Genomic DNA, 22,701 nt, shown 5'->3' with positions numbered 1-22,701 from the left:
ATCGACGCGCTGAAGCGCTCAAGCCGCTGCTTTCATCCCTGAGGCTTGCGTCGGCTGGCTCAACCACTCCATAGCGGCAGGCAGGCCGCTTTCCTTGAGCGGTACGCCCGCGAGCCGCAGACCCATTTCGCAGCCGGCGAGCGTCGCCAGCAGCATCAGGTCGTTGCAGTCACCGAGGTGGCCGATGCGGAACATGCGGCCTTTCATCTTGCCGAGGCCAGTACCGAGCGACATATCGAAGCGTTCGTAGATGACCTTGCGCACCGCGTCGGCGTCGATGCCCTCGGGCATCATCACGCCGGTCAGCACCGGGCTATACACAGCGGGATCCGCGCACTGGATCTCCAGACCCCACGCGCGGACCGCCCGACGGGTGGCTTCAGCAAGACGCTCGTGACGGGCGAACACGTTGTCGAGCCCTTCGCCGAGAATCATCTCCAGCGCCTCATTGAGCCCGTACAGCAGGTTCGTGTTCGGCGTGTACGGCCAGTAGCCGGTCTTGTTCATCTCGACGATGTCGGTCCAGTCCCAGAAGCTGCGCGGCAGCCTGGCCTGCTTGCTGGCGGCGAACGCCTTCGGCGAGATCGCGTTGAAGCTGATCCCTGGCGGCAGCATCAAACCCTTTTGCGAGCCCGAGACGGTAACGTCGACGCCCCATTCGTCATGGCGATAGTCGGCGCAGGCGAGGCCCGAGATCGTGTCGACCAGCAGCAGCGCCGGGTGGCCGGCGGCGTCGATCGCGCGGCGCACGGCAGCGATATCCGAGGTGACACCCGTGGAGGTTTCGTTATGCACGACGCACACCGCCTTGATCGCGTGCTGCGTGTCGGCGCGCAGACGCTCCTCAATCATTTGCGGCTGAACCCCACGCCGCCAGCCTTCGATGCCAGGCAGGCCAAGGAACTCCGGCTTCAGCCCAAGACTTTCCGCCATCTTTTTCCACAACGTCGCGAAGTGACCGGTTTCGAACATCAACACGTTGTCGCCGGGGCTCAGCGTGTTCGACAGCGCCGCTTCCCATGCGCCGGTGCCGGAGGCCGGATAGATCACCACCGGTTGTTGCGTCTTGAAGATTTTCTTGATGCCTTCGAGCACCTTCAGACCGAGTTCGCCGAACTCGGGGCCGCGGTGATCGATGGTGGGGTAGCTCATCGCACGGAGAATGCGATCGGGCACCGGGCTCGGACCCGGGATCTGCAGGAAGTGACGGCCAGCGGGGTGAAAGTCTAGCTTGAGCATTGGGCTCCTCCGATTGAATTTTGCATTCAAAAAACTATATCAGAGGAACTGTGACGCCCCCAAGACCAAAATTGCTTGCTGACACCGGTGTTTACCCGTGCTCTTAACTAATCTTTGAGCTTCCGATAGAATCTCGCTAACACGAAGTTGAGGGTTTTTGTATGCAAAATTCGGATTTCGATGCGGGTGTGACCGCTTCCCCACTGATGCCGAAGGTCGAGCGTCAGCGCTTGCACGACACGGTGGTGGAGCACATTCGCCGCTTTATCGTTGAAGGGGTACTTGAACCGGGCAAGAAACTGAACGAGCGCGAGTTATGCGAGACGCTTGGGATTTCGCGCACGCCGTTGCGGGAGGCGCTGAAGGTGCTGGCCGCCGAAGGGCTGATCGAGATTTCGCCGAACCGGGGCGCGTCGGTGTCGAAGATGTCGGAAGCGGAGTTGCGCGAGACCTTTGAATTGATGAGTGGTCTTGAGGCTTTTTCTGGCGAGTTGGCAGCGGAGCGGATGACGGCTGCGGAGCTTGCCGAGATCAAGGCGTTGCATTACGCGATGCTGGCTTGCCGGACGCAGAACGATCTGGCTGGGTACTACAGCCGCAACCAGGCGATTCACGACAAGATCAATGAGGCGGCGAGGAATTCAGCACTGCGGCAGACTTATGTCGCTGTTAATCGACGACTGCAGGCGCTGCGGTTTCGGTCGAATTTTCAGATCCCTAAGTGGGATAGCGCGATTCACGATCACGATGAGATGTTGAAGGCGCTCGAGGCGCGGGATGGGAAGAAGCTCAGTGCAATTCTTCGGCAACATTTGCTCGACAAGCGGGATGCGGTTTTGCAGGTGCAATCGCGAGAGGAGGTGGCGGGTTCGGTGTTGAAGGCATAAGTTTTTTGGATGCCCGGCGCTTTGTTTGCGCTGTTTGCCTGCGGCGTTGGGCTTTCCTTGATCTGGTTTTTTTGGTCTTTGGCCTTTCCTTGAATTGTTAGTGGTCTATTAGCGTTCGCCCCTGTGCGGGGCGGCACTTACTTTCTTTGCCGCCGAGGCGAAGCCGATGGCTCCCACCGTACTTCAACGAAGCCCCAGGTTTCCCTGGCAGATCCATCCGCGACGCACGCAGTGCGGAGTGGGAGCTGATGAGCCCTTTGTCATCACGGCCGAATGTGCGAGAACACAGATTCCAGATGTGCCACTACCGTAGCTGTGCGGGGGACCCGCTTAAGAATTAGCGGGGTGAGCCGCTTTCTTTGCTTATCTTTCTTTGCGGCCCTCCATGTCAGGCTAGTTGTCGCCTCACCCGAACCGATTGATGTAAAGATGGGGGGCGGGCAGCGAATGGAAGATGAAACGCTATTCAGCGGAAACCCGGGAGTGGGTAATCCAGCAGATGATGCCGCCGTTCAATCGTGCGGTCATCGAGCTGGCGGGGGCGACGGGCATCACCACGGTGACGCTGCGGACCTGGCGGCAGCATGCAAGAGATACAGGGAAATTCATGCCGGGCAATGGCAAAACGGGCGATCAGTGGTCAAGCGCCGGGAAGTTCAGGGCGGTGCTGGAGACGGCGTCGCTCAACGAGATCGAGACCTCACAATACTGCCGCAGTAAAGGCATTTATCCGGAGCAGATCCGGCAGTGGCGCGAGGCGTGCGAGCAGGCCAACGCGGTGCCTGAAACGAAGCCCACGGCGGCCCGGCGCAACGAGGCGAAGGCTGCGCAAAAGCGCATCCGTGAACTGGAGCGCCAGCTCAAACGCGCTGACGCGGCCCGTGCGGAGGCGGCGGCATTGCTGAACCTGCGAAAAAAAGCCGAAGCGATCTGGGGCAAGGAAGAGGACGACTGATCAGCCGCCCGGATCGTGAAGAAGCCATGCAGCTGATCGATGAAGCCGTACAGCAGGGGGCACGCCGTGCGCGTGCATGCGAGCAGTTGGGACTCAGCGTGCGCAGCGTCCAGCGCTGGCGCCTGTCGCCGCAGGACGGGCGCGCTCAGGTGAAGCGTGCAGCGCCGCCCAACAGGCTGAGTGAGGCAGAACGTCAGGCCGTGCTCGATGCGGCCAACCGTCCGGGCTACGCGAGTCTGACGCCGCACCAGATCGTGCCGAAGCTGGCGGATGAAGGGATTTATCTGGCTTGCGAATCGACGTTCTACCGGATACTGAAAGCAGCAGGACAGGGCCAGCGCCGGGGCCGCGCGCGAGCCCCGCAACGACGCACGCTTACGACGCATTGTGCCGATGGTCCGAACCAGGTGTGGTGCTGGGATATCACGTGGATGCCGGGCACGGTCAGGGGCCGGTACTTTTACTGGTACATGATGAAGGACATCTACAGCCGCAAACTGGTGATGAACGAGGTGTGGGAGCAGGAGTCGGCTGAGCACGCGAGCGAGTTGCTGAACAAGGGATGTTTGCGTGAAGGTATCGCCGGGCGTCCGCTGGTGCTGCACTCGGATAACGGCAGTGCAATGAAAGGCGCCACGATGCGCGCGGCCATGATCGATCTGGGCGTGCAGCCTTCGTTCAGCCGGCCGCGTGTGAGCAACGACAACGCCTTTGCCGAGTCACTGTTCCGTACGGCCAAGTACTGCCCGTTATGGCCTGAGCAGCCGTTCGACACGCTGGAGGCGGCCCGCGCATGGGTGCAGCGCTTCGTCCAGTGGTACAACGAAGAGCACTGTCACAGCGGCCTGAAGTATGTCAGTCCGGGGCAACGGCATCGCGGCGAAGCCAACGATCTGCTGGCCCGCCGGTGTGCGCTGTACGAAGACGCGCGCAGGCAGAACCCCGCACGCTGGTCAGGTGCCATCCGCAACTGGCACCTGGCAGACTCGGTCTATCTGAACCCGGAGCGAACTCACGCGTCGGCCAAAATGTATAAGCACGCAGCGTAACGGTTCATGCGACAACTACCTTGACACACACCGGCGGCGGCAAAGAAAGTAAGTGCCTGCCCCGCACAGGGGCGAACGCTAATAGACCAAGAACAATTCAAGGAAAGGCCAAAGAAGCCAGATCAAGGAAAGGCCAACACCACAGACCAACAGCCAAACAAAGCGCCGAGCACCCAAAAAACTTGTCCCCACAAATTGTTGGCAAACCTGTGGACAACCCGCCCACATCCCAACCAAGTTGTTGAAGCAACAGAAGTATCCTCTAGCGGCTCACGAGTAAGCATCGCTCAACCCCTGCGGCCAGGCGCGCCCAAAAAACCAGACAACAGCGCCGCCGCCCAAATCGCAACAACCTCACTCTCCAGTTGTCCACATAATTTGTGATCAAGCCTGTGGACAACTCGCGCACAGCCCAGTCAAGTCCTTGATGCTGCACGCGTATCTCCCACCGGCTCAGCCGCAGGCACAAGCCCAGTCATGTGATAAAAAGAAACTCCCACGCTTTGCCACTGAACGAGGCTCCCGCATGTCCACCGTCATGGCCTTCAAACTCGTCCTGCTGTCGCTCGGCGCGATGATCGGCCTCCAACTGCTCGCCAAGCGGCTACGACTCCCGCCGGCCGCGGCGCTTCTGGTCGGCGGCGCCGCGATGGCCTTCGTGCCTGGACTCCCTCGCATCAACCTCGATCCCGAGCTGGTCCTGGTCGTGTTCCTGCCGCCGCTCCTCATGGACGGCGCCTACTTCTCCGTATGGGACGAATTCAAGCGCAACCTCGGCGGCATCCTGCTGCTCGCAATCGGCGCCGTCGTCTTTACGACCCTCGCGGTCGGCCTGGTTGTGCATTGGGTCGTGCCGGCCTTACCGTGGAGCGCGTGCTTCGCGCTGGGCGCGATCGTCTCGCCGCCCGACGCCATCGCCGCGAAGGCTGTACTGGAACGCGTCGCGCTGCCGCGCCGGTTGATGGTGCTCCTCGAAGGCGAAAGCCTCCTCAACGATGCCGCCGGCATCGTGCTGGTCCGCTTCGCCGTCGCGGCTGCGCTGACCGGCACGTTCAGCGCTCAACACGCGGCCGGGCAGTTTGCCGTGCTCGGCCTGGGTGGCGTGGCGGTGGGCATCGCAATCGGCTTCGTGGTCGTCAAGCTGCTGCGCTACCTCGACGACGCCTATCTCATCATCACCGCATCTGCACTCTCTCCGTGGATCAGCTACATCGCAGGCGACATGCTGGACGTCTCGGGCGTCATCGCGACCGTCAGTTGCGGGATGGTGTTGGGCTGGCATCAGCATGAAATTTTCTCTGCCTCGGTGCGCATGCGCGGCACGGCTTTCTGGCAAGTCTTGATCTTCCTGATGGAAGCGCTCGTGTTCCTTCTGATCGGACTATCGCTGCGCGGCGTGATCGTGCGACTAGGCGGCGTCGGCGATACGTTGAACGCGTTTGCACCCGCTGTCGGCGCAGTGATCGCAGCCGTCGTGCTGTCGCGCTTCGTGTGGGTCTTCGCCGTCGAATGGTTGAAGGGACTCGTGTGCAAGCTGATGCGGCGCGCAAACATTGCGCTCGACTGGCGCTCGTCAGCAGTGACGAGTTGGGCCGGCATGCGTGGCGTGGTGACGCTGGCGATCGCGCTCTCGTTGCCTGAGGCGATGCCGGGGCGCGATCTGATTCTGGTCGCGTCGTTCGCGGTGATTCTCGTGACCGTGCTCGGGCAAGGGACCACGATCGGCGCGCTGATTCGCTGGGTCAAACTGGATAGCGTGAAGGAGCGCAACGAGCAGCATTTGACCGAGCCTCAGGCGTGGGCAAGACTCGAAGCGGCTCAACTTGCCGCGATCCAACCGCTTGTGCACGACGCCCAGGGACAAGTGATTCATCCGCGCCTGCTGGAGCAATATAGCTATCGAGCGCAGATGACGGAAACCTACCAGCATGTGACGGAATATCCTGCCGACGTTCGCGTCGCGCATTACGACGTTGTGCTCGCCGCCGTGGCAGCCGGTCGCAGCGAGTTGTTGCGGATGCATCGGTCAGGGATGATTCATGATGAACTGCTAACCGAACTGGAGCGAGATCTCGATTTGCAGGAGATCGCCGCGTTGCATGGCCGAGGATGACCGGGCCGCGTCTGAAGTGAGTCGACACGCGAACCGGTCGAACTGCGGTGAGCGTCAATGGCCTTTGAAAATATCCAGCAGCTGATTTTGCATTTGCATCATTTCATGCGCATGCTTCATCTCCATCTGCGCCATCGTGTCCTGATACTCCATTTCCATCTGCATCATTTTCTGCTCGATACCGATGGCCTGAGTACGCTGTTCAGGTGTCAGCTTGTCCATCATCATGCCGTAGTTCGGCGGCATCAGATACGTGCCGGCGCGCCCTATTCCCTGTGCCTGTACGGAGCCCGCTAAAAGCGCGAGTGGCAACAGGCTACACATCATTACAGCTCGAATCGATTTCATGTCATCTCCAGTCTCAAGTGAGTAGCCGGGTTTCAAAATCGGCTACATAGGCGACGTTCAAACGCTCAGACAGACAGGCCGCGGTCGATCCGCGGCACATGACGGGTCTGGATGCAACACCCGGGACCGACCGCAGCACACGATCGACCGGGTGTTTCATGGGTTTAGTCGCAAACGCTGACTGGAAATGACATGCTGGATGAAAATTGCACCGACGGTTTTTTTCTTCTGTGCGGCTGTCATTTTCGCCGCGGCACGCCGACTAATTAGTCTCTCCACGCCGACCCGAGAATCATCGTGCAAAAGTTCTCACGATGGTAATGCGGGTCTTTCAGCGCCAACACGTCCGCCTTCACGTTGCCGAAGGTCGTCTCCGGTTTGTGGATCGTCCCGTGTGCGAATGCATCGATGATGCCTTCCTTGAAATGCGCGCCGCGCGGATGCGCATGCGTAACCTCATGGCGTTGCTGCTCGCTGAACTCATCGTAAGCGAGGCCCAGTACGTCCATCTCCACGCCCGCGGTGACCAGCGCGACCACCGGCTTCATATATTGCGGAATCCCAGGCGTGGTGTGCAGCGCGATCGAGTTCCACACCTGCTCGATATCGTCTTCGCCGATGCCATGGCGCTGCAAAAAATCACGCGCCGCGTTCGCACCGTCCACCTCGAAGCGATCATGCTCGCTGCTATGCGGCGCGACGAGCCCCATGTCATGAAACATCGCGCCGATGTACAGCAGCTCTGCATCGTATTTGAGTTGCTTGCGCGCGCCGGCCAGAGAACCGAACAGGAACACCCGGCGCGAATGGTGATACAGCAGTTCGGTTTCGGTATCGCGTACGAGTTGCGTCGCTTCGCGCGCCATCATGCTGTCGGGAATCTGGATGCCTGCGATCGTGGTCATGCAAAGTACTCCATGAAAGACTTGAATGAACCGGGCGCGCGATCTTTGTGAGCCGATGGCGCGTTTGGTATGCTGGTCCGCGATGCGCTTTCTGACCGCGTTTCTGACTGATTAAGCAGCGCATCCGATGAAGTCCAGTATTGGTCAGCGCGCTGTCGCAAGCAATCGCCGTGCACCGTCGAACACTGCCAAACGCACCACGTTGACAGCCGCGGATTGCGGGCTCCGTCCATCGTCAAAGGAAGTCATTCGATGCCTACCGTCGCAATCGCGATCTTTCCTGGTGTGCAGGCGCTCGACGTCGCCGGTCCGGTCGATGTGTTCTCCGAAGCCAACCGGTTCATCGCGCCGCCGGATCGCTATAAGGTCACGCTGCTCAGCGCGGAGCCGGGTTCGCTGCGTGCGTCCAACGGCATGATGCTGACCGCCGATGCCACTTTCGGGAAAGCGCGCCGCCCGTTCGACCTTGCGCTGGTGGCGGGCGGCCCCGCGCTGCCCGACGATGCCGCGCCCGACACACGTTTGCTGGAGTGGTTGTCGCAAGCCGCCACGCAATGCGAGCGTTATGGCTCGATCTGCACCGGCGCATTCGCGCTCGGCCACGCGGGACTGCTCGACGCGCGCAATGTCACCACGCACTGGCAGCACGCGGCGCAACTCGCCGAGCAATTTCCGCAGGCACGTGTCGATTTCGACCGGATCTATCTGCGCGACGGCAATCTGGTCACGTCAGCGGGCGTGACGGCCGGCATCGATCTGTCGCTCGCGTTGGTCGCCGAAGATCACGGGCCGCACACGGCGCTCGCGGTCGCCAAGCGATTGGTGGTGTTTGCACAGCGACAAGGCGGCCAATCGCAGTTCAGCCCCTACCTGACCGCGTCAGCCGACGAGACCTCGCCGGTCGCCAAAGTGCAGGCGCACGTAATGGAGCGGATTCGCGAAAGCTTCACGGTCAAACAACTGGCGGATGTCGCGGGAATGAGCGCACGGAATTTCGCCCGCGTGTTCGTGCAGGAAACCAAGGTGACGCCACACGAATTCGTCGAACGTGCACGCGTGGATGCGGCGCGCAAGTTGCTGGAAAGCAGCAGCGCAGCGCTCAAGACGATTGCCTACGACTGCGGTTTCGGCACTGCCGACCGGATGCGCATTGTCTTCACGAAACGGATCGGCGTCACGCCGATGCAATATCGCGAGCGCTTTCGCTCTACCTGAAGGCGACATGAACAGGATATGAAGGCGGCGACAGCGGTATAAACGCGCGACATGAGCACGACTGGAACGCCACCGGAATACGGCTTGAAGCATGGCGCCGCTGCAAGCATCCGATATAGCGTGAGAAAATGACGGTCTTCTCAAGCCAACGATCACCAGGAACGACATGTCCACTTCTTCTCCGATCCGCGCGATCGTGACCGGCCACACTCGCGGCCTCGGCGCATCCCTTGCTGAACAACTGCTGGCGCGCGGCGTCGCGGTGCTAGGTTTGTCCCGCTCGCGTCACGCCACACTCAAAGAGCGCTTCCCGGCACTGCTCGAAGAAATCGAACTTGAGCTTGCCGATCCCTCGCGCGTCGCCCAATGGATCGCAACCGCTGCACTGCGCAGCTTCGTCAGCGGCGCGCAAAGCGTATTGCTGATCAACAATGCGGGTATGGTTCAGCCAATCGGTCCGATCGAAGGCCAGGACGCCACGGACATCGCGACCGCCGTGAGTCTGAATGTGGCCACGCCGTTGATGCTGGCGAGCGCGCTCGCCGCAGCCAGCGTCGACGCGACCGATCGGCGCATCATGCATATTTCGAGCGGCGCGGCGCGCAACGCCTATCCCGGCTGGAGCATCTACTGCGCGACCAAGGCCGCACTCGATCATCACGCACGCGCCGTTGCACTCGACGCGAATCGTGCGCTGCGTATTTGCAGCCTGGCGCCGGGCGTCATCGATACGAATATGCAGGCGGAAATTCGCGGCAGCGGCACCGAGCAGTTCCCGATGCGCGAAAAATTCGAAGACCTCAAACGCAACGGCCAACTGTCGACACCGGAACAATGCGCCACCCAGTTGCTCGATTACGCCTTCAGCGATGCATTCGGGCAAACGCCGGTGGCCGATATTCGCGAGGTCGCGAAACAGGCCTGACTCGCGAGCGCCACGCTCCCGTAAAACCTCACCTTTCGGCTGAAACGCCGATGCTCACACGCCGGGCGCGACCATCGCGCCGCGCTCGGCCGCCCCAATTTCGCCGTGCGGCACGAACACATAGCCACGCCCCCACACTGTCTGAACATAGCGTGGCTCGGAAGGATCGATCTCGATCAACCGCCGCAGCCGCCAGATCGATACGTCGAGGCTGCGTCCTTGATGCAGCACGCTATTGCCGCGTAATTTCTCGTTGAGTTGCACACGCGTGAGTACGGTCATCGCGTGATTGACGAAGATTTTCAGCAATGCGAACTCGGAACTGCGCAGCGCGAAATGCTCGTTATCGCGGCGCAATTCGCGCGCGGAGAAGTTCAGCTCGCAACGTCCGAAGCGATACGGCGGCCGCGTTTCCGGCGCGCCTGGCGCAAGCGCGCCGCGCCGGCGCAGCAATACGCGAATACGGGCGAGCAGTTCGGCAGGGTCGGCGGGCTTGCTCATAAAATCGTCGGCACCGAGCTCAAGACCAATCACACGATCTATCGCCTTGCTGCTCGCCGACAGCAAAATCACCGGCACGTCATTGCTGCTCATGCGCAAGTCGCGCAATACGGCAAGGCCATCACCGTGTGGTGCTGAGATGTCGAGCACCAGCAACGCCGGCCGTTCCATCTCGACCACGTGCTTCAGTCCGGCGCAATGCGGACGTGCGGACACACCGCAGCCCTGCCCGCGTAAAGATTCGCCCACTACGGCCGTTAAGCCGGCGTCGGCGCCTACAAAAAGAATGTGCTGACTCATCCAACTGATTCCAGGAGACGATCGGTTTTCAGAGACAGGCGATGGCTTGCGGGAATAGCTAATCCGCTGACCGCTTGTCGTCCGCGTCGCCATCTTCCCTGTATGCGGGTGTTCTCAAAACGGGGAACAGCCCCCAAGGTTGGCAATTTCTTCCCAACTCTTTCAACACGGAACGTGATAAGGGACGGCTCGCAATGTCACGGTACGATGCGCGGATCGGCTCCCGAAAAGTCTCACCTTTGGCACGGAGCGATTGGGGTTCGGTGCGAAGTACCCATTGGGTGACTCCCGAAAACGCTCACCTCAAGGGTTTGGGGGCAGGCCGCAAAGGCATGCTGGGCGGGGAACCGGTGTTCCCGAACAGGCTACTCCCGCAAACCCTCACCTTTGGAGAGGGTCGAGTAATCTGCATACCCAGGTAAGAGGCGGTGCGTGTCAGTCACTCCGCGCGGCGGGGAGCGGTGCACTTTCGGGCTTGCCCAAATCGTCGCAAGGACGACGGCGCCGAACAACGGCACCAGCCGTTGAACGGCATCAGTGTGTCGAGTGCGAATCGATCTTGCCGCTCACCGCTTTCAATCCGAAGCTCGCGACCAGCGAGAGCGCAGCGCACGCCGCCATGAAATACCCAGGCGCGGCAACATTACCCGTCGACGAAATCAGCCACGTGGCGATCAACGGCGCGGTGCCGCTAAATACGGTGAAGCTGACATTGAACGTCAACGCGACGCCGCTGAAACGCACGCGGGTCGGAAACATGTCGGCAATGATGCAGGCGAACGTGCCGTTGGCAAGGCACGCGGCCACACCGGCCAATGCGAGCAGCAGCACGACATCGATCGTATGGTGGCTTGCTGCCAGATAGAACGGATAGCTCAGCACCATCAGGAGCAGTGAGCCGAAACGCAGCACAAAGCGCCTCGGCAGTTTGTCGCCGAGCCAGCCGGATAGCAGAATGCCCGTCGACACCACCGCGAGACCGACGTTCTGCCCGATCGCCACGCGGCGCGGGTCGTAGTGCAACACGCGATCGAGGTAAGCCGGCATGTGCGCGAACAGCAAGCCGTTGAAAGCGGCAACCACGGCTGTCGTGCCAATGCCGAGCAGCACAGGCCGCCAGTGCTCGCGCAACAGTTCTGCGAGCGGATGCTTCGCAGCGAGATGCTTCATCTCTGCGAACGCCGGCGTTTCTTCGAGTTTGCGGCGCAGCCAGAAACTCAGCAAGCCGATTGCGCCACCGAACAGGAACGCAATGCGCCAGCCGTATGCCGCGACATCGTCGCCACTCAAAAAACTGTGCACCGAGAGATTGACGGCCGCCGCCAGCAACACGCCAGAGTTCACGCAGAAGAACACAATGCCGCACACAAGTCCCGCACGCCGCGGCACCGTTTCGACCACGTAGGTAATCGAACCGGGCAACTCTCCACCGAGGCAAAAACCTTGCAGGAGACGCAGCAGGATCATCAGCAGGGTGGCGCTGATGCCCCACGTCGCGTAGGTCGGCACGATACCCATGCCGATGGTGCACATCGACACGACGATCACCGACACGATGAACACGCGCCGACGTCCGTACCGGTCGCCGAAATAGCTCAGCACGATACCGCCTACCGGCCGCGAGAGATAGCCGATCGCAAACACGGCGAATGACAGCATCAAGCCGACAATCGGATCGCGCATTGGAAAAAACGCGCGACCGATAAACTGCGCGAAAATGCCGTAGACGACGAAATCGTAGAACTCGAGCGCGCCGCCAAGACTCGCGAGGATGATCATGCGCCACTGCGAGCGCGTAAGCCGCGCCGGGGCTTCTTCCGAAAATCTGGCGGATTCAAGACTGGACATGATTGTCTCCTGCGCGACCCGGCATGGCTCATTGCCATGTTCGCCGCGTTGCGATTGCCGTTGCCGTTGCCGTTGCCGTTGCGCCTTTTTCATTGCGCTTCTATCAGCCGCGTCTGCCTTGTGTCAGGCGATATAAGCGGCGCTTACGCTTGCTGCTTAGCCCGCGTTGTTGACTTCCCGCTCATGCGCCGTGCGTTGATCGCGCAGGACCTGGACGATCTGCGAGATGTCTTCATCGCCGAGTCCCCGATCGACCGCTTCCTGCAAAAGCTTGCGCACCTCGCCGACGGCGCGCAGCGGCGCGTTAGCCTCGTGCGCCAACTCCGCCACCGCGTCGAGGTCCTTCAGCATCGTTCTGATCGTGCCCGACGGACTCGACGGTGGCGTCAACATCCGCGGCATCAAGGTTTGCAGCAGCACCGAATCGGCCCAGCCGCCTTGCAACGCGGCCGGTATCGCAGCGGCGTCGATGCCGGCGCGCTGAGCTAGAACGCAGGCTTCAGCAATGCCCGCGATGGTCGTCACGACAATCGCCTGGTTCGCGAGCTTGGTCGCTTGTCCCGCGCCGGTGGCGCCCATGCGCGTGACACGCGAAGCATAGGCGCGCAGCAGCGGTTCGACCGCGGCGATGTCGTTCGCACTGCCGCCGCACATGATCGCAAGCGTGCCCGCCGCCGCGCCTGCTGTACCACCGGACACGGGCGCGTCGATCCACGCGCCGCCAGTCAGTTCGTGCCAACGCTGGGCAAAGCGCCGGGTTTCGGTGGGGGCGATGGTCGAATGGTCGATCAGAAAGCGCGGCGCGGCGGCGGCATAAGCAAGCCCCTGTTCACCGAAGACCACTTCTTCAACGGCACGCCCATCGCCGAGACACAGCATCACCACATCGCTCGTCCCGGCCAGTTGCCCCGGCGAGTCGCTGACGACACAGCCCTCTGCTGCCAGCGCCGCCAGTTTCGCCGACGATCGATTCCACACCCGCAGCGCGTGTCCGGCCGCGAGCAACCGCCAGGCCATCGGCTCGCCCATCTTGCCGATGCCGCAGAAACCGACGCGTGACGCGTCCAGCGCGAGGGTGACGCTCATGCCTCATCCTCACCGATCGACGCCTCATACGGCCACTCCACGGCGCCCGAGTGAGTCACCGCGCCGAGATTCGCCGGCCACACTAACGCTTCGTATTTCTCCAGTACACCGCCGAGACGTCCCCGTGTGAACGGCACGGCCTCCTTGGCGCGCCGCGCGAGTTCTTCGCCGCTCAATTCGACGTCGAGCGTGCCTTTGTGCGCGTCGATATGAATCCGGTCGCCGTCTCTGAGCAAGCGAATCGGCCCGCCTGCTGCCGCTTCCGGTCCGACATAGCCAATGCACATACCGCGCGTCGCGCCAGAGAAGCGTCCGTCGGTCAGCAGCGCAACTTTTTCACCCATCCCCTGACCGTAGATCGCCGCCGTCACGCTCAGCATCTCGCGCATGCCAGGGCCGCCCTTCGGCCCTTCGTTGCGGATCACGAGCACGTCGCCTTCCTGATAGGTCCGCTTCGACACCACCGACATGCACGCCTCTTCGGTCTCGAACACGCGCGCAGTGCCGCTGAAAACCAGGGACTTCAAACCCGCGGTTTTCAGACACGCGCCATCCGGTGCGAGATTGCCGCGCAACACCACCAGCCCCGCGTTCTCGCTCAGCGGTTCGTTATGCGGACGGACGACGCGGCCATCCGGACCCGCGAACGCCTTCAATGCGGTTTCGAGCGTTTCGCCGGTTTGCGTCAACGTGTCGCCATGCAGGAAGCCGCCCGCGAGCAGCGCATTCAGTACCACCGGCACACCGCCAACGTGATACAGATCCAGCGCGAGATACTTGCCGCCCGGCTGCAGATCGCCGATCAACGGCGTGCGGGCCAGCACCTCGGACACATCGTCCAACGTAAAGCGGATACCTGCTTCGTGCGCGATCGCGGGAATGTGCAGCGCCGCGTTGGTCGAACCGCCGGTGGCGGCCACTGCCGCGCACGCGTTTTCCAGGCTCTTGCGCGTGACCAGATCGCGCGGCAGCGGACCGCCGTTTTTCAGCGTGTTCATGACCGTTTCACCCGCACGGCGCGCAATCGCAATGCGCTCGCTATATACCGCAGGTACCATCGCCGAGCCGAGCGGCGCGAGACCGAGCGTTTCGGCGACCATCGCCATCGTGTTCGCGGTGAATTGTCCAGGGCAAGAACCCGCACCCGGCGTGCAACGTTTCTCGATGCCGCGCAAGGTTTCAAGCGACATGTCGCCGCGTTGTGCCGCGCCGACCGCTTCGATCGCCGTGAGGATGGTGGCTTGCGTGCCGTCCGGTGCGATGCCGGGCAACATCGCGCCGCCGAACAGAAATACGCCCGGCACGTTTACGCGCACCATGCCCATCAGAATGCCGGGCAGCGTTTTGTCACAACCGGCCACGCCGACGAACGCGTCATAGCAATGCGCTCGCACGAAAACCTCGACGCTGTCCGCGATGATCTCGCGTGACACAAGGCTAAAACGCATGCCCGAATGATTCATCGAGGTGCCGTCCGACACCGAGATCGCCGAGCCGCGAATCGGCACGCCGCCGCCCGCCGCGACGCCGAGGCGCACGTTGTCGGAAACAGCCGCCAGCGACATCGAGCATGGCGTGTTTTCGCCGAACGTATCGACAATCGCAACGAAGGGCTTTTCGATCGCCGCGTCGTCCATGCCGGTCGCCCGCAGGAACGCGCGATGCGGCGTGCGCGTGATGCCTTCAGTGACGGTGCGCGAGCGGTGTTTGTGGAGATTGCTCATGGTTTTTTTCCTGTACGTGTCCGTATGCTGTGCGTTCAGCCGTTCAGCAACATGCCGTTCTCGGCGGCGATCACCTGGCCGGTCATCGAAGGCGCATGCGCGACGATAAACCAGGCAAGGTCGGCGATCTCACCGGGCTGCGACACACGCTTGAGCGGCGCGACATTCGTCATGCTGTCGACGATCTTCGCGTACGCCTCTTCGCCCAGCACGCGACGCGGCAAGCCGTCGTCCACCATGCCAGGCGCCAGTGCATTTACACGGATATGCGGCGCGAGATTGCGGGCAAGCGAGAGGGTCAGCGTATTGACCGCACCCTTCGAAGCCGCGTACGCAATGGAAGAGCCCGTGCCGTTCAATGAGGCCAGCGACGAGATATTGATCACCGCCGTGCTGTGCGAAGCGTTCGACGAATCGCGCAACACCGGCACCGCGGCGCGCGTCATCTGGAACATGCCGATCAGATTCACGCGATACACGCGCTCGAACTCCATATCGTCGACGGCGGCCAGATCGCCGTGCGGGATGAAGCGCGTCGTGCCGGCGCAGTTGATCAGCGCGTCGATGCGCTGCCACTTCGAGGCCACCGCATCGACCGCTTTCACACACGCGGCGTCGGAACCCACGTCGACGTCGAACACCAGCGTTTCAGCGCCGAGCTGTCTGCATTGCGCTTCGACAGCCAACGCCGCTTCGCGCGTGCTGTCGTCGAAGTTACCGATCGCCACCGCCCAACCCGCGCCCGCAAAGCGCAACGCGGTCGCGGCGCCGATGCCGGTGGCCGCGCCGGTGACCATACAAACCTGCTGCGTCATCCTGCTCTCCTTATGCTGCTTTGCGTGTGGCCGGCATTGCCAGCACGATCACCGCAGCCAGCACCAGCGCGCAGGCAAGCACGATCATGCCGGGCAGCAAGGTACCGGTCGTGTCCTTCAGAAATCCGATCACGTAGGGGCTCACGAAGCCCGCCAGATTGCCGGTGCAATTGATCACCGCGATGGCCGCCGCCGCACCCACGCCGCCCATCAGCGCGGTCGGAATACCCCAGAACACCGGCGCAATCGAGTTGATGCCGATCGCCGCAACCACCAGCGCCGCCATCGAGAGCCATACGTGTTGACCGAGCAGCACTGAAGCCAGCATGCCTATGGCACCCAGCACCGCACACACGGCTACGTGTTTGCGCCGCTCGTCGTGCTTGTCGGCGTGACGCGCGATCAGGATCATCGCAACCGCGCTGATCAGCGACGGCACCGCCGACAGCAAACCGATATTCGCCACGCTCACCACACCGCTCGCGCGGATCATGGTCGGCAGCCAGAAGACCAGGCCGTAGTTGCCCATGGCAATGCAGAAGTACAGCATGCCGAGCAGCCACACTTTCGGATTGGTGAACGCGCCCCGCACCGTTTGATGAGCACGCGTTTGCGCGTCGGCTTCGAGGTCGAGCGCGAGCAGCGCCTTTTCCTCTTTGTTCAGCCAGCTCACCGACTCGATGCGGTCGTGCAGGACGAAAAATGCGGCGACGCCGACCACCAGCGAGGCGATCCCCTCGATCAGGAACAGCCACTTCCAGCCGGCGAGTCCATGCACGCCAGCCAGTTGCTGCATGATCCAGCCCGACACCGGACCGCCGATCGCACCCGACACCGGAATCGCGGCCATGAACAGCGCGATGATCTGTGAGCGTCTGTTCGACGGAAACCACGTCGACAGATACAGCACGATGCCGGGAAAGAAACCCGCTTCGGCAACGCCGAGCAGAAAGCGCAATACGTAGAACGAGGTTGCGCCGCTCGCGAACATGGTCAGACACGAGACGATCGACCACGTGACCATGATCCGCGCGATCCAGATGCGTGCGCCGACGCGATGCAAGATGAGGTTGCTCGGCACTTCAAAGATGAAATAGCCAAGAAAGAAGATACCTGCGCCCGCGCCGTACACGGTCTCGCTCAACGAGAGATCGGTGAGCATCTGCAACTTGGCGAAGCTCACGTTCACACGATCGATATACGCAACGATGAACGCGAGAAACAGGAACGGCACGATGCGCCACGCGAGCTTGCGATACAGCGCCATGCGTTCTGCGGATTCCGCGGGTTCCGCTGGTTTATTGGGCACTGCGGGCCGCTCGGCGCCGCCGTATAGAGGGGTGCTCATGCTTGTCTCCTTCCGCGCGCTTGAATGCGCGCTGTGGTCGCGGCAATGCGGCGCGTGGAGCGACTCCGGTTATACCCTGAGTCATATGATCGATGCGTAGCTGCTATGCTCGATCCACCCACTTCACGCTCTATCATCCTGCCGATATGGGAGATTAGCCGGATTGAGCGCCACACCGCAAATCACTGTTTTGGCGAAAGTCATTACCATTTAGTTATGTCAGCCGGGTAAACACAGATGGCAACGACCGAAAACGACGCGATCGACCGCTTCTTCCGCAGCGGCCTGAAGCTGCCGCATCTGCGCATCCTGGCGAGTCTCGCGGAGCTCGGACAGGTGACGCGGGTTGCGGCCGCCTTCCACGTCACACAGCCAGCCATTTCGAAGCAGATCGGTGAAATCGAGGAGGCGCTCGGCGTGCCGGTCGCCCGACGGGTCGGCAATGCGGTCGAGTTGACCAGCATCGGCAAGGTGATGGCCGCACGTGGCCGGGAAGTCCTGCGACACATCGAACTGGCGCGCCGTGACGTCAGCGCGCTGACCACCGGCACGGCCGGTCACGTGCGCTTCGGCGCGGTCGTGACGATTCCGCAGCCGCTGATCGCGCATGCGGTCGAACTGTTCATGCGGCGCGCGCCGTCGGCGACCCTGTCGTTCGTGGAAGCGACGCTCGACAAGCTGATCAAGATGCTAGACGAAGGCGAGCTCGATCTCGCCTTAGGCCGTAACCGGCTCGCCGACAATCAGGGCTTGTTGCGCCAGCAGACGTTGCATCGCGAGCCGTTCGTGTTCGTAGTGGGCGCGAGCCATCCACTCGGCAAGGTGGATATGCCGGTGAGCTGGAACGATCTGCGCGCGGCGCGCTGGATTACGCCGCTGCGGGGTTCGCCCGCTTTCGCGACGCTGGCAGAGACGCTCGCCGGACAAGGTATCCCGCTCGATCGCGGCGCGGTCGAATCGAGTTCGTTGACATTGAATCTGTCGCTGCTGATCGGGGGAGATTTCGTGTCGATCCTGCCGCTGTCGGTCGCGCGGCATCACGTGAGCCGTGGACGCATGCGCGTGCTGCCGCTCGCGCCGCTCGAACCGCTAGGTGAAGTGGTGCTGGTGTGGCGCGCGGATACCTCCGCGCCGGCGGCAGATCTGTTCAGCGAGTGCTTGAGGGAGTCGTCGTCGGAATTGCTGGATGGTGAGGCGGAATGATGCATGTGGACTCACGTGTCGCTGATTGCTCGCCAGCTCCCGAATGTTCTCACCTTTGCGTTTCTTGAAGGCATTCGGAAAGCCGGCCGCCGTCAAGGCAGCCGGCCCGTTCAACCAGACAATCAGAACTTGTGGCGAATACCCACGATCGCCAATTCCTGGCTGTTCGTCCCTGAATTGACGCCGTAACTGCCGATCGAGGCTTGCGCGCTCACCACCTTGCCGCTCGCGTTCAGTGTGTTGCCGCTCGCCTTCTGGTAGCCCGCCAGCGCGTACAGTTCAGTGCGCTTCGACAGCGCGTAATCCGCACCGAGGTTGACCTGGTTGTAGTGCGCCGAGCTCGGGCCGGTGAGCGACGTGTAGTTATAGCCCACGCCGGCGCGCAGGGCCGAGGTGATCTGATAGTTGAAGAACAACGAACCGTTGTTGAACCTGGCCGTGTCGCGGAATGCGGAGAACGCATCGTTCGCGTACTGCGTGTTCGAGTAAGCCGCGCCAATGGTTGCCGCGCCGATTACGTACTGTCCGCCGACGCGTACGATCTGAATCGACTTCGCACTCGCAAAGCCCGCATTGATCACGGTGTTGAACAGCGAATCGGAACTGCTGGTCCACGTGCGCACATTCGCCGTGGTCGTGTTGCCGCCATTCGCGTAGAAGTAGCCTGCGCCGAGCGACAGCGGGCCATTCGCATAGCCCGCGCCGAAGCTGTACGTCTGACCGTTGCCGGTTGCGCCGGCCACACCGCCCACGCCGTACAACGCTTCCACCTGGAAGCCTGCGAACACCGGGCTCACATACTTGACCGAGTTGCTCACGCGCAGACTGTTGTCGTAATTGTCGAGGTCGCCGGGCGTGGCGAACACGCCGCCGAAGTAGTTGTCTTCCGTGAGGCCTTGAACCAGATCCACGATCGGATCGTATTGACGTCCCGCCGTGACCGTCCCCCACGTACTGCTCGACAAGCCGACCACCGCCTTGCGGCCGAATTCGCGACCACCTTGACCGAGCGCGCCCGTACCGACGTTGAAGCCGTTCTCGAGCTGGAACACTGCGGCGAGGCCGCCGCCCAGGTCTTCGGTGCCCTTGAGACCCCAACGGCTGCCGGACAGGTTACCGCTGCTGAACTTCACGAGCGACGACTGATTCTGGCCGTTCGCGCCTTGTGCGTTGTGCACATAAGCGATACCGGCATCGACGATGCCATACAGCGTGACGCTGCTTTGCGCCTGAGCGCCGGCAGCAAACAGAAGACCGGCAGGCAATGCGAGGAGAGAAAGACGTTTCATTTTTTGAGTTCCCGTATCAATGTTCTATTTGTTTAAATCTGGCGAAACGATACGAGAGGAATTTGCGTCGGCAAACGAACTAATTCTTCGATGAATATGAAAGCGACAATCGCGTGGCAGCTTCTAAGGCCACGTATTGGCGTGCATATTGGCGTGCTTACTGGCGTGCTTATTGGCGTGATGTCACGCCGGGACGGCGGACAATTCAGAGGGCGCGTATTTCGAGGTCGCGAGGACTTTTGCGGGAACAGGGACATGCGCGCGCTGCACCAGCGCGCCACTGCGGAACATCAGCAGATCGCCCGGCTTGCAGGTGGTCCATACTTCATCGGTGAGCGGCGTGGTGGCGATTACCGCCGTGCGATCGGCCGGTGTGCCACGCTCGGCGAAATCCACCGTCAGATCGCCGTCGACGAGACGTGCGCTCGAAAACGGCCAGTGACGTATCACGTACGACAGACGCGTCGAGCAATACGCGAATTGCGCCGTACCGTTGGACAGCACGAAGTTGAAAATGCCATACGGGTTCAGCGTGCGTGTCGCCTGTTCGATAACATGGAACACGGCATCGACGTCGTCCACGTCCGTGTCCGCGTGCATGGCGAAATGCGCGTAGAGGCGATTCATGATGAAGCAGAACGCCGCTTCGCTATCGGTCGTGCCCACCGGCGCATACGGACCTTGCTCTGACTCACCAAGCGGCTGCAGATCGCCGTTATGCGCGAACACCCATTGCTGGCCGCGCAACGCGCGCATGAACGGGTGGCAGTTTTCCACACGCGCGCCGCCCTGAGTCGCCTTGCGAATATGCGCGACGACATTGCGCGACTTGATCGGATAGCTCCTCAGAAACTCCGCTACCGGCGACTGATACGCGGGTTTCTCATCGACGAACACGCGGCAAGCGCGATCTTCGTAGAACGCCACGCCCCAGCCGTCGACGTGATGGTCGGTGAGGCCGCCGCGTGCGGCAAAGCCGGTCAGCGAGAAACTGACGTCAGTGGGTTCGGCGCAGCTGAGGGCGAGCAATTGGCACATGTCCGCGGCCGCCCTATACCCATCGCGCCGGGGCATGCAGGAATGTGACGACATCCGCGGTTGCGGCGCTAGCGCTTTTTGAAGTTTTCGCGGCCATCACGTGTCATCCCAGTCGTTCACATTCACTGGGAGACTAGCGTGTTTCAATCGTCGCCGTTATAGCGAATCATGCTTTGCAAATCACCGGCGCGCGGGCTCCCGAAAACCCTCACCTTTGGCCGGCCCGCCACACGTGCTATGTCTAGCTTGCAAGTTTGCGGAACGTTTCCAGTACCGCGTCGCCCTTGAACGGCTTGACGATCCAGCCTTTCACCCCTGCCGCCTTGCCGCGCTCTTTCATCGCCGGGCTGCTCTCGGTCGTCAGCATGATGACGTTGACGGTCGTATTCGCGAGTTCGCCGCGAATCTTCTCGACCATCGTCAGGCCGTCCATGTTCGGCATGTTAACGTCGCTGATCACCAGTTTGATGCCGGGGCTGGCCTTCAGTTTGGCAAGGCCGTCCTTGCCGTCCACCGCCGTGTCGACATCCAGACCGTTCCTCTTCAGAAAGCCGGCCACTTCGTCGCGTACCGTGCTCGAGTCATCCACCACCAGAATTTTCGACATGTTTTTTCCTATGACAACTTTCAGAACAACTCCAGCTCACCACTGGTTTCTTCGATTACGCCCGTATCCGCCACGAAGTCGATTGGCGCATGCGCACACACGCATACAGTCGCGGCAAGCTGCACGGAACCGTTAAGCGTGATCGAATACGACGACAGCAAACCCGGCTTCAATTCGGACAGATGCCCCAGACAACGCGCACTCAATACATAAGGCGTCGACATGCCGAGGTCCGGAAAATAACGCAGGAGTTCCTGATTCATCGCGCCGCAGCACAGATTGCAGATTTCCAGAAAAACTTCCTGAAACGACCGCTCATCGAGCTGTTTCAGGTAGTAGTCGCGGGTGCTGCCGTTTTCGTCGAAGTGCACGATCAGCAGCAGTCTGAACACGATCGACGAGATGGTCAGCACGACCACCCGAGTGTCCTTTGTCGCGCCCGTACCGGCCTCGGCGAGTGGCACGATCTCGCACGTATCGCCGGCCTCCTGCGGCAAACGCGCCTGCGCCGCCTTGCGGAAAATGCGGTCGAAGCTGTCCTTCGCGTTGCCCGTAATCACATCGGCACCTGATGCAGCTTCGAGTGGAACTGATTGGCGAGCGATTCGACGCTGGAGAGCGACGCGGCGATCATCTTGCCACCTGCCTGGATGTCCTGGAACGTGGAGGTGGTGGTCAGGTCGTTGCGATGCAGACTGTCGCGATAGCTCTTCGACAGTTCCTCGGAACGCGCCGCGAGCGCCCGCACCTCGCTCGCCACCACCGCGAAGCCACGTCCGGCCGGACCCGCGCGGGCCGCTTCGATCGACGCGTTCAGCGAAACGATCACCACATGCCGGACGATCGACGATAACTCCTGATTCTTCGCGTGCATGTCGTGGTTCTGCGTCATCAGCGAGATCATCTGTTCGTGCCAGCGCTCGAATGTTGCGCCGAGGCTCTTCAGACGCGCGGCTTCACCGACTATCTGTTGTGCCTGATGTGCCCACTGGTCTTTGTCGTCGGTCGCTGCTTTCAGCGTTGCGCGCAATGCTTCGACGCTGGCCGATTGCTGCATCAGTTCGTCGCGCAACTGTCCGGCCAATGCTTCCCTCTCTTGCGCGGCCTGTTCGTGCTCGCGGAGCACTTCACCGTGGTCCGCGTATTCCGCCGACAACGCTTTGATCTGGGCGTCCGCTTCGGCGCGCAGCCGTGCCGTCAGCCTCGTGCTGTGCAACTTGTGCGCGACAAATGCCAGCAGCGCGGTCACCGCGCTGCCTGCCACTGCCGCCAATACATACTGTTGAATCACAACCTATCCTTCCGA

General features: G+C 61.6%; 20 protein-coding genes. 6 read left to right on the top strand and 14 right to left on the bottom strand.

Going from position 1 to position 22,701, the window contains the following annotated elements:
* Positions 1-18: 18 nt before the first annotated feature.
* Entirely contained in the window at positions 19-1,239 is a 1,221-nt protein-coding gene (locus ACUN0E_RS06155) for a pyridoxal-phosphate-dependent aminotransferase family protein (RefSeq protein ID WP_408240164.1), read from the bottom strand.
* 161 nt (positions 1,240-1,400) lie between these two features.
* Here ACUN0E_RS06155 and ACUN0E_RS06150 point away from each other — a divergent pair, with 161 nt between their 5' ends.
* The 3 genes from ACUN0E_RS06150 to ACUN0E_RS06140 all read left to right on the top strand — a co-directional run bounded on the left by ACUN0E_RS06150 (position 1,401) and on the right by ACUN0E_RS06140 (position 6,243).
* Positions 1,401-2,126 carry a GntR family transcriptional regulator gene (locus ACUN0E_RS06150; RefSeq protein WP_445565977.1) on the top strand — a complete coding sequence of 242 codons (726 nt, stop codon included), beginning with the start codon at positions 1,401-1,403 and terminating at the stop codon, positions 2,124-2,126.
* A 454-nt stretch (positions 2,127-2,580) separates the two neighbouring features.
* Positions 2,581-4,130, top strand: a protein-coding gene (locus ACUN0E_RS06145) for an IS3 family transposase (RefSeq protein ID WP_445565976.1) whose coding sequence is annotated in 2 segments (ribosomal slippage) — positions 2,581-3,055 and positions 3,055-4,130 — 1,551 coding nt in all. Because the reading frame shifts where the segments join, the coding sequence is not laid out codon by codon here.
* Positions 4,131-4,656: 526 nt separating this feature from the next.
* Positions 4,657-6,243: a Na+/H+ antiporter gene (locus tag ACUN0E_RS06140; protein ID WP_445565975.1), complete on the top strand. Its 1,587-nt coding sequence runs from the start codon at positions 4,657-4,659 to the stop codon at positions 6,241-6,243.
* Between the two features lie 54 nt (positions 6,244-6,297).
* Here the strand turns inward: ACUN0E_RS06140 and ACUN0E_RS06135 are convergent, their stop codons facing one another.
* Both ACUN0E_RS06135 and ACUN0E_RS06130 read right to left on the bottom strand, forming a co-directional pair.
* Positions 6,298-6,591, bottom strand: coding sequence for a hypothetical protein (locus ACUN0E_RS06135; protein ID WP_097394929.1), 294 nt, complete (start codon positions 6,589-6,591; stop codon positions 6,298-6,300).
* Positions 6,592-6,857: 266 nt separating this feature from the next.
* Entirely contained in the window at positions 6,858-7,496 is a 639-nt protein-coding gene (locus ACUN0E_RS06130; RefSeq protein ID WP_445565974.1) for an HD domain-containing protein, read from the bottom strand.
* A 252-nt stretch (positions 7,497-7,748) separates the two neighbouring features.
* Between ACUN0E_RS06130 and ACUN0E_RS06125 the strand changes: the two genes are divergently transcribed.
* Both ACUN0E_RS06125 and ACUN0E_RS06120 read left to right on the top strand, forming a co-directional pair.
* On the top strand, positions 7,749-8,711 hold the full coding sequence (locus ACUN0E_RS06125; protein ID WP_445565973.1) for a GlxA family transcriptional regulator: 963 nt from the start codon (positions 7,749-7,751) through the stop codon (positions 8,709-8,711).
* A 166-nt stretch (positions 8,712-8,877) separates the two neighbouring features.
* Positions 8,878-9,636: an SDR family oxidoreductase gene (locus ACUN0E_RS06120; RefSeq protein WP_445565972.1), complete on the top strand. Its 759-nt coding sequence runs from the start codon at positions 8,878-8,880 to the stop codon at positions 9,634-9,636.
* 54 nt (positions 9,637-9,690) lie between these two features.
* On the opposite strand, the gene ACUN0E_RS06115 is transcribed toward ACUN0E_RS06120, so the two are convergent.
* From ACUN0E_RS06115 to ACUN0E_RS06090, 6 genes are all read right to left on the bottom strand, one after another.
* Positions 9,691-10,437 carry a winged helix-turn-helix domain-containing protein gene (locus tag ACUN0E_RS06115; RefSeq protein WP_408240693.1) on the bottom strand — a complete coding sequence of 249 codons (747 nt, stop codon included), beginning with the start codon at positions 10,435-10,437 and terminating at the stop codon, positions 9,691-9,693.
* 534 nt (positions 10,438-10,971) lie between these two features.
* Positions 10,972-12,285, bottom strand: a complete 1,314-nt coding sequence (locus ACUN0E_RS06110) for an MFS transporter (protein WP_408240696.1) — start codon at positions 12,283-12,285, stop codon at positions 10,972-10,974.
* A 156-nt stretch (positions 12,286-12,441) separates the two neighbouring features.
* Positions 12,442-13,371: an NAD(P)-dependent oxidoreductase gene (locus ACUN0E_RS06105; RefSeq protein ID WP_445565971.1), complete on the bottom strand. Its 930-nt coding sequence runs from the start codon at positions 13,369-13,371 to the stop codon at positions 12,442-12,444.
* Positions 13,368-15,095: a dihydroxy-acid dehydratase gene (gene ilvD / locus ACUN0E_RS06100; protein ID WP_445565970.1), complete on the bottom strand. Its 1,728-nt coding sequence runs from the start codon at positions 15,093-15,095 to the stop codon at positions 13,368-13,370. The genes ACUN0E_RS06105 and ilvD overlap by 4 nt, the downstream gene beginning before the upstream one ends.
* Before the next feature lie 35 nt (positions 15,096-15,130).
* The gene (locus ACUN0E_RS06095) at positions 15,131-15,910 is read right to left on the bottom strand and encodes an SDR family NAD(P)-dependent oxidoreductase (protein ID WP_408240705.1); all 780 of its coding nucleotides are present in this window, start codon (positions 15,908-15,910) and stop codon (positions 15,131-15,133) included.
* A gap of 10 nt (positions 15,911-15,920) precedes the next feature.
* Positions 15,921-17,258 (bottom strand): MFS transporter, encoded by a 1,338-nt coding sequence (locus ACUN0E_RS06090; RefSeq protein ID WP_445565969.1) that lies wholly within the window; start codon positions 17,256-17,258, stop codon positions 15,921-15,923.
* A gap of 237 nt (positions 17,259-17,495) precedes the next feature.
* Between ACUN0E_RS06090 and ACUN0E_RS06085 the strand changes: the two genes are divergently transcribed.
* On the top strand, positions 17,496-18,461 hold the full coding sequence (locus tag ACUN0E_RS06085; RefSeq protein ID WP_408240711.1) for a LysR family transcriptional regulator: 966 nt from the start codon (positions 17,496-17,498) through the stop codon (positions 18,459-18,461).
* A 122-nt stretch (positions 18,462-18,583) separates the two neighbouring features.
* Here ACUN0E_RS06085 and ACUN0E_RS06080 read toward each other — a convergent pair whose 3' ends face one another.
* The 5 genes from ACUN0E_RS06080 to ACUN0E_RS06060 all read right to left on the bottom strand — a co-directional run bounded on the left by ACUN0E_RS06080 (position 18,584) and on the right by ACUN0E_RS06060 (position 22,686).
* Positions 18,584-19,750 (bottom strand): porin, encoded by a 1,167-nt coding sequence (locus ACUN0E_RS06080; protein ID WP_445565968.1) that lies wholly within the window; start codon positions 19,748-19,750, stop codon positions 18,584-18,586.
* 183 nt (positions 19,751-19,933) lie between these two features.
* Complete coding sequence (locus tag ACUN0E_RS06075; protein ID WP_408389731.1) at positions 19,934-20,788, bottom strand: class II glutamine amidotransferase; 855 nt, start codon at positions 20,786-20,788, stop codon at positions 19,934-19,936.
* A 241-nt stretch (positions 20,789-21,029) separates the two neighbouring features.
* Positions 21,030-21,395, bottom strand: coding sequence for a response regulator (locus ACUN0E_RS06070; protein ID WP_408240720.1), 366 nt, complete (start codon positions 21,393-21,395; stop codon positions 21,030-21,032).
* A gap of 20 nt (positions 21,396-21,415) precedes the next feature.
* Positions 21,416-21,955, bottom strand: a complete 540-nt coding sequence (locus ACUN0E_RS06065; protein WP_408240723.1) for a hypothetical protein — start codon at positions 21,953-21,955, stop codon at positions 21,416-21,418.
* The gene (locus ACUN0E_RS06060; protein ID WP_445565967.1) at positions 21,952-22,686 is read right to left on the bottom strand and encodes a methyl-accepting chemotaxis protein; all 735 of its coding nucleotides are present in this window, start codon (positions 22,684-22,686) and stop codon (positions 21,952-21,954) included. The genes ACUN0E_RS06065 and ACUN0E_RS06060 overlap by 4 nt, the downstream gene beginning before the upstream one ends.
* Between the last annotated feature and the right edge of the window lie 15 nt (positions 22,687-22,701).

This window comes from Paraburkholderia sp. D1E (assembly GCF_052682275.1).
Note: the sequence above shows the minus strand (reverse complement) of the source record. Positions and strands in the feature narration are given on the sequence as shown.

What these genes read in the sequence shown, in the direction of transcription:
- ACUN0E_RS06085 (WP_408240711.1), top strand. Translation starts at nt 17,496, where the DNA reads ATGGCAACGACCGAAAACGACGCGATCGACCGCTTCTTCCGCAGCGGC.
- ilvD (WP_445565970.1), bottom strand. Translation starts at nt 15,095, where the DNA reads ATGAGCAATCTCCACAAACACCGCTCGCGCACCGTCACTGAAGGCATC.
- ACUN0E_RS06110 (WP_408240696.1), bottom strand. Translation starts at nt 12,285, where the DNA reads ATGTCCAGTCTTGAATCCGCCAGATTTTCGGAAGAAGCCCCGGCGCGG.
- ACUN0E_RS06125 (WP_445565973.1), top strand. Translation starts at nt 7,749, where the DNA reads ATGCCTACCGTCGCAATCGCGATCTTTCCTGGTGTGCAGGCGCTCGAC.
- ACUN0E_RS06105 (WP_445565971.1), bottom strand. Translation starts at nt 13,371, where the DNA reads ATGAGCGTCACCCTCGCGCTGGACGCGTCACGCGTCGGTTTCTGCGGC.
- ACUN0E_RS06075 (WP_408389731.1), bottom strand. Translation starts at nt 20,788, where the DNA reads ATGTGCCAATTGCTCGCCCTCAGCTGCGCCGAACCCACTGACGTCAGT.
- ACUN0E_RS06150 (WP_445565977.1), top strand. Translation starts at nt 1,401, where the DNA reads ATGCAAAATTCGGATTTCGATGCGGGTGTGACCGCTTCCCCACTGATG.
- ACUN0E_RS06070 (WP_408240720.1), bottom strand. Translation starts at nt 21,395, where the DNA reads ATGTCGAAAATTCTGGTGGTGGATGACTCGAGCACGGTACGCGACGAA.
- ACUN0E_RS06155 (WP_408240164.1), bottom strand. Translation starts at nt 1,239, where the DNA reads ATGCTCAAGCTAGACTTTCACCCCGCTGGCCGTCACTTCCTGCAGATC.
- ACUN0E_RS06095 (WP_408240705.1), bottom strand. Translation starts at nt 15,910, where the DNA reads ATGACGCAGCAGGTTTGTATGGTCACCGGCGCGGCCACCGGCATCGGC.
- ACUN0E_RS06120 (WP_445565972.1), top strand. Translation starts at nt 8,878, where the DNA reads ATGTCCACTTCTTCTCCGATCCGCGCGATCGTGACCGGCCACACTCGC.
- ACUN0E_RS06130 (WP_445565974.1), bottom strand. Translation starts at nt 7,496, where the DNA reads ATGACCACGATCGCAGGCATCCAGATTCCCGACAGCATGATGGCGCGC.
- ACUN0E_RS06140 (WP_445565975.1), top strand. Translation starts at nt 4,657, where the DNA reads ATGTCCACCGTCATGGCCTTCAAACTCGTCCTGCTGTCGCTCGGCGCG.
- ACUN0E_RS06090 (WP_445565969.1), bottom strand. Translation starts at nt 17,258, where the DNA reads ATGAGCACCCCTCTATACGGCGGCGCCGAGCGGCCCGCAGTGCCCAAT.
- ACUN0E_RS06080 (WP_445565968.1), bottom strand. Translation starts at nt 19,750, where the DNA reads ATGAAACGTCTTTCTCTCCTCGCATTGCCTGCCGGTCTTCTGTTTGCT.
- ACUN0E_RS06135 (WP_097394929.1), bottom strand. Translation starts at nt 6,591, where the DNA reads ATGAAATCGATTCGAGCTGTAATGATGTGTAGCCTGTTGCCACTCGCG.
- ACUN0E_RS06115 (WP_408240693.1), bottom strand. Translation starts at nt 10,437, where the DNA reads ATGAGTCAGCACATTCTTTTTGTAGGCGCCGACGCCGGCTTAACGGCC.